Below are 9,617 nucleotides of genomic sequence, written 5' to 3'. Positions count from 1 at the left end.
GTACGGACGTGCCTGATGGCACGGGCGCGCCTGGGGACACCGTAGGTACGGACTCGACGGGGGTCGGCCCGGCTCTGTCCTCGGCGGCGACCCGCCCCTGATACCACCGGGGCCCGGTCAGATAGTCGTGCAGATCATCCGCGGCCGCCGTGAGACGGCGCAGGAAGGAGCGGTCCTCGGCGAGGTCCGCGAGCCGGGAGAGGGGCACGGCGCCCAGCAGCCGCACCGGGTCGCCGCCCGACTCCCGCCATCCCTCGGGGTCCACGGACTCGAAGAGCTCGCGGGTCTCGGGGTGCCAGGACCAGCGCAGATTGCGCGCCAGCCGGTTGAGCGGTCGCAGGGGCTCCGGAAGGACGGGGCGCACGCTGAATCGACGAATGGCCTTCACCCTTTGACGGTAGCGGCCGACGAGTCCCTGTTTCGGCTGTTTCGCCCCGCTCCCGAGAAGTCGGCCCGAAGGCGGCAACCTTTCCGGCCAAGGGGACGACTAGGGGTCACACCTTCCCCCCATGCCTTGGAGGACCACGTGCGCTCTCGGGACAGTTCGCACACTCCGCCCCCCGCTCATCCGCCCAGATCCCCGGTGCGGAGGACGCCGCCCCGCGGCCGGATGCTCGCCGCCTTGGGCGCCGCGGGCGCGCTGGCCGTCACCTCGCTGGTGAGCGTCTCGGAGGCCGCCGAGGGCAAGGGGCCCACGCCGAAGGCGGCCGCCGCGGCCCAGCTCGAGAAGCTGGACCGGGGGCTGGTGAGCGTGCACACCGGCAATGACAACCTGGTCAGCTGGCGCTGGCTGGCCACCGACCCGGACGGTGTGACGTTCAACCTCTACCGGGGTGGTGTCAAGGTCAACTCCTCCCCCATCACCACGACCAACTACCTCCACAAGGACGCCCCCAACAGCGCGGACTACACCGTGCGGGCCATCGTGGGCGGAGTCGAGCAGCCCGCCTCGTCGAGCGCCATCCAGTTCCGCCCGGGGTACTACGATGTGCCGATCTCACCCCCGGCGGGCGGCTCGGACTACACCTACGAGGCCAATGACGCCTCCGTGGGCGACCTCGACGGCGACGGCGACCTGGACTTCGTCCTGAAGTGGCAGCCGACCAACGCCAAGGACAACTCCCAGTCGGGCGTCACCGGCAACACCGTCGTCGACGGCTACACCCTGCAGGGGCAGCGGCTGTGGCGGATCGACCTGGGCCGCAACATCCGCTCCGGCGCCCACTACACCCAGTTCCAGGTGTACGACTACGACGGCGACGGCCAGGCCGAGATCGCGATGAAGACCGCGGACGGCACGGTGGACGGCGCCGGTAAGACGATCGGCAGCGCCTCCGCCGACTACCGCGACTCCAGCGGCTATGTGCTCAGCGGACCCGAATATCTGACGATGTTCAACGGCCGTACGGGCGCCGCGATGAGCACGGTGGACTACGTCCCGCCGCGCGGCACCGTCTCCTCCTGGGGCGACTCCTACGGCAACCGTGTGGACCGCTTCCTGGCCGGGACGGCGTATCTCAACGGCTCCACCCCCTCGCTGATCGAGGCGCGCGGCTATTACACCCGCACCGTGATCTCCGCCTGGAGGTTCAGCGGAGGCCAGCTCACCCGGCAGTGGACGTTCGACACCAACAGCTCCACCAACACCGGCAAGGGCTACGACGGCCAGGGCAACCACGCGCTGGCCACCGGCGATGTGGACGGCGACGGCAGGGACGAGATCGTCTACGGCTCGATGGCCGTGGACGACAACGGCTCCGGGCTGTGGACCACGAAGAACGGCCACGGCGACGCCGCCCACCTCGGCGACCTCGACCCCTCCCGGGCGGGCCTGGAGTACTTCAAGGTGGACGAGGACTCCGCCAGGCCGGGCTCGTACTTCGCCGACGCCCGCACCGGCCAGGTGCTGTGGTCCACCGCGTCCGGCGGCGACAACGGGCGCGGCGTGGCCGGTGACATCTGGGCGGGCAACGACGGCGCCGAGATGTGGTCCGCGCGGGACGACCAGATCCGCGACGAGGGCGGCGGCGCCAAGGGCCGCAAGCCCTCCTCGATCAACTTCCTGGCCTGGTGGGACGGCGATCCGGTGCGCGAGCTGCTGGACGGCACCCATATCGACAAGTACGACACCTCGGGTGACACCCGGCTGCTCACCGGCTCCGGGGTGCACTCCAACAACGGCACCAAGGCCACCCCGTCGCTGTCCGGCGACATCCTCGGCGACTGGCGCGAGGAGGTGGTCTGGCCGACCAGCGACAACAAGGCGCTGCGGATCTACTCCACGCCGTACGAGACCGACCGGAAGATCACCACGCTGCTCCACGACCGGCAGTACCGCGAGGCGCTGGCCTGGCAGAACACGGCCTACAACCAGCCCCCGCACCCCAGCTTCTTCATCGGCGACAAGATGGCGACCCCGCCGCGGCCGGCCATCACCACCCCGTGAAACCCCCCACAGAGAAGGAGATCCGACATGGCTGAACAACGCACCCGGCACCGGGCGATAGCCGGGGCCCTCGGCGCCGTCGCCCTCACCGCGGGCGCGATCACCACCGGGCTGACCCTGTCCACGGCCTCCGCCGCCACCTGGCCCACGCCCAGCGGCACCCCGCAGGCGGTCTCCAAGACCATCAGCGTCAGCGGGACCACCGACGGCGGTATGAAGCGCTACTACGGCTCCGGCGACCTCGGCGGCGACGGCCAGGAGGAGGACCAGGGCCCGCTGTTCGAGCTGAAGGACGGCGCCACCCTGAAGAACGTCATCATCGGCGCCCCGGCCGCCGATGGCGTCCACTGCGAGGGCAGCTGCACCCTGCAGAACGTCTGGTGGGAGGACGTCGGCGAGGACGCCGCCACCTTCCGCGGCACCGGCAAGACGTTCAATGTCATCGGTGGCGGCGCCCGTAAGGCCGCGGACAAGATCTTCCAGTTCAACGGCGGCGGCACGCTCAACATCTCGGGCTTCGCCGGGCAGGACTTCTCGACCTTCGTCCGCTCCTGCGGCAACTGCTCCTCGCAGTACAAGCGCACGATCAATGTGAGCAACACCGAGATCACCGCCCCGGGCAAGGTCATCGGCGGGATCAACACCAACTACGGCGACTCGCTGACCCTGCGCGGGATCACGATCGTCGGCGACAGCAGCAAGAAGATCGTCCCGTGCCAGAAGTATATCGGGAACAACACCGGCGCCGAGCCGAGCAAGAACGGCAGCGGCCCCGACGTCACCTACTGCAAGTACAGCGGCTCCGACATCACCTATAAGTGATCGCCCCATGGCCGCGCCGTGCCTGACCCTCACAGGGACAGGCACGGCGCGTGCCCGTACCGGACACTGGTGGGTATGGACACGACTGCTGAGCTGGGGAGCTTTCTGCGCACCCGCCGCGCCGGGCTGCGCCCCGAGGACGTCGGCCTGGTCGCGTACGGGACCCGGCGCCGGGTCCCGGGGCTGCGCCGCGAGGAGCTGGCGCAGCTGGCCGGGGTGAGCGTGGCGTACTACACCCGGCTGGAGCAGGGCCAGTCCACCGGCGCCTCGGACGGGGTGCTGGACGCGATCGCCCGCGCGCTGCGGCTGAGCCCGGACGAGCGGGCGCACCTCGGCAACCTGGCCCGTCCGCCGCGCGCCGGGCGCCGCCCCGCGCAGCGCGCCGAGTCCGCGCGCCCGGCGACCCGGCGGCTGCTCGCCGCGATGGACGGCGTACCGGCCGTGGTCCTCGGCCCGCGCTTCGACGTGCTGGCGTGGAATCCGCTGGGGCACGCCCTGATCGCCGGGCATCTGCCCGCCGACGCGCCCGAGCACCCCGACGAGCGGCCCAACACCCAGCGGATGCTGTTCCTCGATCCGCACACCCGTGAGCTGTATCCGGACTGGAAGGGGGAGGCGCGGCGCGCGGTCTCCTCGCTGCGGGTGGTGGCCGGGGCGCACCCCGACGACCGGCGGCTCGCGGAGCTGATAGGCGAACTGACCATGAAGAGCGGGGAGTTCGCGGCGCTGTGGTCGCGCCATCCGGTGCGCCGGTGCTCGTTCGGCACCAAGTCCTTCCACCACCCGCTGGTGGGGCCGCTGGAGCTGGACTTCGAGATGACCCGGCTGCCGGACTCGGGGGGTCAGGCCCTGCTGATGTACGGGGCGGAGCCGGGGTCGCCGTCGGAGGCGGCGCTGCGGCTGCTGTCGAGGGAGACCGTCGCGTTTTACGCCCCCTGATGCGCCCTTGTAGGGATCTTTCGTCCCACGCGAGGCTTACGCCCTCGAGTTGGGGAGGGGATCGTTCCATGGCATGCGCATCTGCGGGCCCCCGGCGGAGGGTGGCGGCGCCGGCCGCCGTCGTCGCGGTGGTCCTGGTGGTCTTGTCGCCCGCTCAGACCGTTCCCGCGCAGGGGGTCCAGGCCACGGGCGCGGCGCGGACCCAAGGCTATATCGTCGCGCTGAAGCCGGGCGCGGGAGCGCCCGCGGCGGCGTCCGGCGCGGGCCGGGCGCTGATCGAGCGGTACGGGGCGCGGGTGCGCCGGGTCTACCGCACCGCGCTCAACGGCTATGCGGTACGGGCGAACGCGGCACAGGCCGGGCGGCTGGCGGCCGATCCGCGCATCGCCTCGGTGACCCGGGACGAGCGGGTGTCCCTGCGCTGGTCCCGGACGCGGTTACCGGCCCCGCCGCGCGGCCGGGCGCGGCCGCCATGGGGTCTGGACCGGATCGACCAGCCGGACCGGCGGCTGGACGGGGCGTACACCGCGCCCCGCGGCGGCGGGCGCGGCACCACGATCTATGTGATCGACTCCGGGGTCCGCACCTCCCATGAGGACTTCGGCGGCCGGGCCCGCTCCGGCTGGGACTTCGTGGACGACGATCCGGTGGCCGAGGACGGCAACGGCCATGGCACCCATGTGGCCGCCACGGCGGCGGGCACCCGCTACGGCGTGGCGAAGGAGGCCACGATCGTGGCCGTACGGGTGCTGGACGACCGGGGCGAGGGCACCATCGCGCAGGTGCTGGCCGGAATGGACTGGGTGCTGCGACACGCCAGGCGGCCCGCGGTAGTCAATTTGAGCCTGGGCTCGGCGGCCGCCACCCCGCTGCCCGAATGGGACGCGGCGGTGCGGGCGGGGATCGCCGCCGGTCTGGTCTTCACCGTGGCGGCGGGCAACCAGGACCGGCCCGCCGCCTCGTTCTCGCCGGGCCGGGTGCCGGGGGCGCTCACGGTGGGCGCGACCGACCGCGCCGACCGGCGCTCGGGCTTCTCCAACTGGGGCCCGGGAATTGACCTGTTCGCCCCCGGCGACCGGATCGTCTCGGCGTCCAACGCGAGCGATACGGCGGTCAGGACGCTGTCGGGCACCTCGATGGCGGCCCCGCATGTCGCGGGCGCCGCCGCGCTGTACCTCGCCGGCCATCGCTTCGCGACCCCGGCCCAGGTCGGGGCCGCGCTGACGGCCGGGGCGAGCAAGGGCCGGGTGGGCGGCGCGGGCGCGGGCTCGCCGAACCGTCTGCTGCGGGTGGCCAACTGACGTAAACACAGAACGCATCGGGCGTGGACGGCCCCGCCTACGGGCGGGGTCGGTTCATGTACCCGGCGTTACGAACCGGTAGTTAACGGGAACCCGGATTGTCTCCCCATTCCGCAGGGGAAGGCTTTCCACGCGCGCCCCCCATGGCCGACCCCCATCCGCCCACCAGAGTGAACGCGGACAGGAGCTGTCATGCCCGCAACCCAACGCCCGGCGGCAAAACCGATACAAAGGACAAAAGCCGCCCCCGCGTCTCCATCCGCACTGCCGTCAGGTGATCCTATGATCGGTCGCATTCCCATTCTGGATATCCGCCCGCTGATCGACTGCGGCCGCCGCCCCGCCAAGGCGGTGGTGGACGAGACCTTCGAGGTCAGTGCCACCGTGTTCCGGGAGGGCCATGACGCGGTCAACGCCAATGTGGTCCTCCGGGATCCGTCCGGACGCTCCGGCCCCTGGACCCCGATGCGTGAACTCGCCCCCGGCACCGACCGCTGGGGCGCCGAGGTCACCCCCGGCGCGCCCGGCCGCTGGACATACACGGTCGAGGCGTGGAGCGATCCAATCGCCACCTGGCGCCATCACGCCCGCATCAAGATCCCGGCCGGGATCGACACCGATCTGGTCCTGGAGGAGGGGGCCCGGCTGCATGAGCGGGCCGCCGCCGGAGTGCCCAAGAACGACGGCCGGGAGGCGGTGCTGGCGGCCGTCGACGGGCTGCGCGACGAGCGCCGCCCGGTGGCCGACCGGCTCGCCGCCGCCCTCGCGCCCGATGTGACCGCGGCCCTGGACCGCCACCCGCTGCGGGAGTTGGTCACCTCCTCGCGCCCCATGCCGCTCCAGGTGGACCGGGAGCGGGCGCTGTTCGGCTCCTGGTACGAGCTCTTCCCGCGCTCGGAGGGCGCCAAGGTGGCCGAGGGCCGGCGGCCGGTCAGCGGCACCCTGCGCACCGCCGCCGAGCGGCTGCCCGCGATCGCCGCCGCGGGCTTCGACGTGGTCTATCTGCCGCCGGTCCACCCCATCGGCACCGCCTTCCGCAAGGGCCCCAACAACACGCTCTCCGCGGGCCCCTTCGACGTGGGCTCGCCCTGGGCCATCGGCTCGGCCGACGGCGGCCATGACGCGATCCACCCCGACCTCGGCACCTTCGAGGACTTCGACCACTTCGTGGCGCGCGCCCGGGAGCTGCGCATGGAGGTGGCGCTGGACTTCGCGCTCCAGTGCTCCCCGGACCACCCCTGGGTCTCCCAGCACCCCGAGTGGTTCCACCAGCGCGCCGACGGCACCATCGCGTACGCCGAGAACCCGCCCAAGAAGTACCAGGACATCTTTCCCGTAGCCTTCGACCGGGACTTCCGCGGCCTGGTCCGGGAGACCGAGCGGGTGCTGCGCCTCTGGATGGCGCACGGGGTGCGGATCTTCCGGGTGGACAATCCGCACACCAAGCCGGTGGTCTTCTGGGAGAAGGTGCTCGGCGACATCCACCGCACCGACCCCGATGTCCTCTTCCTCTCCGAGGCGTTCACCCGCCCGGCGATGATGAACACCCTCGGCGCGGTCGGCTTCCACCAGTCGTACACCTACTTCACCTGGCGGAACACCAAGCAGGAGCTCACCGACTACCTCACCGAGCTGTCCGGGGACGCGGCCGCCTGGATGCGGCCCAACTTCTTCGTCAACACCCCCGACATCCTGCACGCCTACCTCCAGGAGGGCGGCCGCCCCGCGTTCGCGGTGCGGGCCGTGCTCGCCGCCACCCTCTCCCCCGCCTGGGGCGTCTACGCGGGCTACGAGCTGTGCGAGAGCACCCCGGCGCGACAGGGGAGCGAGGAGTACCTGGACTCGGAGAAGTACCAGCTGCGGCCGCGCGACTGGGCGGCGGCCGAGCGCGAGGGAAGAACCATCACCCCGCTGCTCGCCCGGCTGAACCGGGTGCGCCGCCGCCATCCCGCCCTGCGCCGGCTGCGCAACCTCAGATTCCACCACGCCGACAACGATTCCGTCATCGTCTACTCCAAGCGCGCGGGCGACTCATGTGTGGTCACGGTCGTCAACCTCGACCCTCACCACACCCAGGAGGCGACGGTCTCGTTGAACATGCCGGAACTCGGCCTCGAGTGGCATGAGTCCGTCCCGGTGCGCGACGAGCTCACCGGCGAGACCTATCACTGGGGCAGGGACAACTATGTGCGCCTGGAGCCGGGGCGGGAGATGGCTCCGGCGCATGTGCTGTCCCTGCGACCGTCCTCACCGATCGGAGGGTCACCCACAACATGATCGTCAACGAGCCCGTACCGGACACATTCGAGGACACGCCCGCGGGCGACCGCGATCCCGACTGGTTCAAGCGCGCGGTCTTCTACGAGGTCCTGGTCCGCTCCTTCCAGGACAGCAACGGCGACGGCGTCGGCGACCTCAGGGGCCTGACGGCCAAGCTGGACTATCTGCAGTGGCTGGGCGTGGACTGCCTGTGGCTGCCGCCGTTCTTCGCCTCACCGCTGCGCGACGGCGGCTACGACGTCTCGGACTACACCGCCGTGCTGCCGGAGTTCGGGGACCTCGCCGACTTCGTGGAGTTCGTCGACGCCGCTCATCAGCGCGGGATGCGCGTGATCATTGACTTTGTCATGAACCACACGAGTGATCAGCATCCGTGGTTCCAGGAGTCCCGCGGCGACCCGGACGGACCGTACGGCGACTACTACGTCTGGGCCGACGACGACAAGCAGTACCAGGACGCGCGGATCATCTTCGTCGACACCGAGACCTCCAACTGGACCTTTGATCCGGTACGCAAGCAGTACTACTGGCACCGCTTCTTCTCGCACCAGCCGGACCTCAACTTCGAGAACCCCGCCGTCCAGGAGGAGGTACTGGCCGCCCTGCGCTTCTGGCTGGACCTGGGCATCGACGGATTCCGGCTCGACGCCGTCCCATATCTGTATGCCGAGGAGGGCACCGACTGCGAGAACCTGCCCCGGACGCATGAGATGCTCAGGCGCGTCCGGGCCGAGATCGACGCCCACTATCCGGACACCGTGCTGCTGGCCGAGGCCAATCAGTGGCCGGAGGACGTCGTCGACTACTTCGGCGACTTCTCGGCGGGCGGCGACGAATGCCATATGGCCTTCCACTTCCCGGTGATGCCGCGCATCTTCATGGCGGTGCGGCGCGAGTCCCGCTACCCGGTCTCGGAGATCCTCGCCAAGACCCCCGCCATTCCCTCCGGCTGTCAGTGGGGCATCTTCCTGCGCAATCACGACGAGCTGACGCTGGAGATGGTCACCGACGAAGAGCGCGACTACATGTACGCGGAGTACGCCAAGGACCCGAGAATGCGGGCCAACATCGGCATCCGCAGACGACTGGCGCCCCTGCTGGACAACGACCGCAATCAGATCGAGCTGTTCACCGCGCTGCTGCTGTCCCTGCCCGGCTCACCGATCCTCTACTACGGCGACGAGATCGGCATGGGCGACAACATCTGGCTCGGCGACCGCGACGCCGTGCGCACCCCCATGCAGTGGACCCCCGACCGGAACGCGGGCTTCTCCTCCTGCGATCCGGGGCGGCTGTTCCTGCCGACCATCATGGACCCGGTCTACGGCTATCAGGTCACCAATGTCGAGGCGGCCATGAGCAGCCCGTCCTCGCTGCTGCACTGGACCCGCCGGATGATCGAGATCCGTAAGCAGAACCCCGCCTTCGGGCTCGGCTCCTTCACCGAGCTGCCGTCCTCCAACCCGGCCGTCCTCGCCTTCCTGCGCGAGGCCCCGAGGACCCGGGACGGCGAGGACGACCTGGTGCTGTGCGTGAACAACTTCTCGCGCTTCGCCCAGCCCACCGAGCTGGACCTGCAGTCCTTCGCCGGCCGCCATCCGGTCGAGCTGATCGGCGGGGTCCGCTTCCCGGCCATCGGCGAGCTGCCGTATCTGCTCACCCTGGCAGGGCACGGCTTCTACTGGTTCCGGCTGCGGCGCGGCGAAGCGGCGGGGCACTGGGCCGACTGAGGCGCCCCGAAGGGGCGCGGGGCTGTGTCGATATGCGGCTCCGCCGCGTGGGCGCGACCAGCCACGATGGCGCCGCGGACGGTCGACGGCAGGCCGGGG

The 9,617-nt window shown here is 70.8% G+C and carries 7 protein-coding genes; 6 read left to right on the top strand and 1 reads right to left on the bottom strand.

The window, feature by feature from the left end; all coding sequences use genetic code 11:
* Nucleotides 1–388, bottom strand: a 388-nt coding sequence (locus GWI24_RS33680; protein ID WP_308344175.1) for a DUF3417 domain-containing protein, incomplete at its 3' end; no start/stop codon positions are given.
* 222 nt (nt 389–610) lie between these two features.
* Between GWI24_RS33680 and GWI24_RS33675 the strand changes: the two genes are divergently transcribed.
* The 6 genes from GWI24_RS33675 to treS all read left to right on the top strand — a co-directional run bounded on the left by GWI24_RS33675 (nt 611) and on the right by treS (nt 9,518).
* Nucleotides 611–2,446, top strand: coding sequence for a rhamnogalacturonan lyase (locus tag GWI24_RS33675; protein WP_247617226.1), 1,836 nt, complete (start codon nt 611–613; stop codon nt 2,444–2,446).
* A gap of 27 nt (nt 2,447–2,473) precedes the next feature.
* A complete protein-coding gene (locus tag GWI24_RS33670; protein ID WP_210949846.1) occupies nt 2,474–3,268 on the top strand; it encodes a pectate lyase in 795 nt (264 codons plus the stop codon).
* Nucleotides 3,269–3,343: 75 nt separating this feature from the next.
* Nucleotides 3,344–4,207: a helix-turn-helix domain-containing protein gene (locus GWI24_RS33665; RefSeq protein WP_210949845.1), complete on the top strand. Its 864-nt coding sequence runs from the start codon at nt 3,344–3,346 to the stop codon at nt 4,205–4,207.
* Between the two features lie 68 nt (nt 4,208–4,275).
* Nucleotides 4,276–5,508 (top strand): S8 family peptidase, encoded by a 1,233-nt coding sequence (locus GWI24_RS33660; RefSeq protein WP_210949844.1) that lies wholly within the window; start codon nt 4,276–4,278, stop codon nt 5,506–5,508.
* Between the two features lie 282 nt (nt 5,509–5,790).
* Complete coding sequence (locus GWI24_RS33655) at nt 5,791–7,785, top strand: alpha-1,4-glucan--maltose-1-phosphate maltosyltransferase (protein ID WP_210949843.1); 1,995 nt, start codon at nt 5,791–5,793, stop codon at nt 7,783–7,785.
* The gene (gene treS / locus GWI24_RS33650) at nt 7,782–9,518 is read left to right on the top strand and encodes a maltose alpha-D-glucosyltransferase (RefSeq protein WP_210949842.1); all 1,737 of its coding nucleotides are present in this window, start codon (nt 7,782–7,784) and stop codon (nt 9,516–9,518) included. The genes GWI24_RS33655 and treS overlap by 4 nt, the downstream gene beginning before the upstream one ends.
* Nucleotides 9,519–9,617: the final 99 nt, after the last annotated feature.

The organism is Streptomyces sp. MK37H, assembly GCF_018035285.1.
In the GTDB taxonomy this organism is placed as follows: domain Bacteria; phylum Actinomycetota; class Actinomycetes; order Streptomycetales; family Streptomycetaceae; genus Streptomyces; species Streptomyces endocoffeicus.
Note: the sequence above shows the minus strand (reverse complement) of the source record. Positions and strands in the feature narration are given on the sequence as shown.

Bases quoted from the DNA above. Each gene is read 5' to 3' on its own strand.
- GWI24_RS33670 (WP_210949846.1), top strand. From the start codon at position 2,474: ATGGCTGAACAACGCACCCGGCACCGGGCGATAGCCGGGGCCCTCGGC.
- treS (WP_210949842.1), top strand. From the start codon at position 7,782: ATGATCGTCAACGAGCCCGTACCGGACACATTCGAGGACACGCCCGCG.
- GWI24_RS33660 (WP_210949844.1), top strand. From the start codon at position 4,276: ATGGCATGCGCATCTGCGGGCCCCCGGCGGAGGGTGGCGGCGCCGGCC.
- GWI24_RS33665 (WP_210949845.1), top strand. From the start codon at position 3,344: ATGGACACGACTGCTGAGCTGGGGAGCTTTCTGCGCACCCGCCGCGCC.
- GWI24_RS33675 (WP_247617226.1), top strand. From the start codon at position 611: ATGCTCGCCGCCTTGGGCGCCGCGGGCGCGCTGGCCGTCACCTCGCTG.
- GWI24_RS33655 (WP_210949843.1), top strand. From the start codon at position 5,791: ATGATCGGTCGCATTCCCATTCTGGATATCCGCCCGCTGATCGACTGC.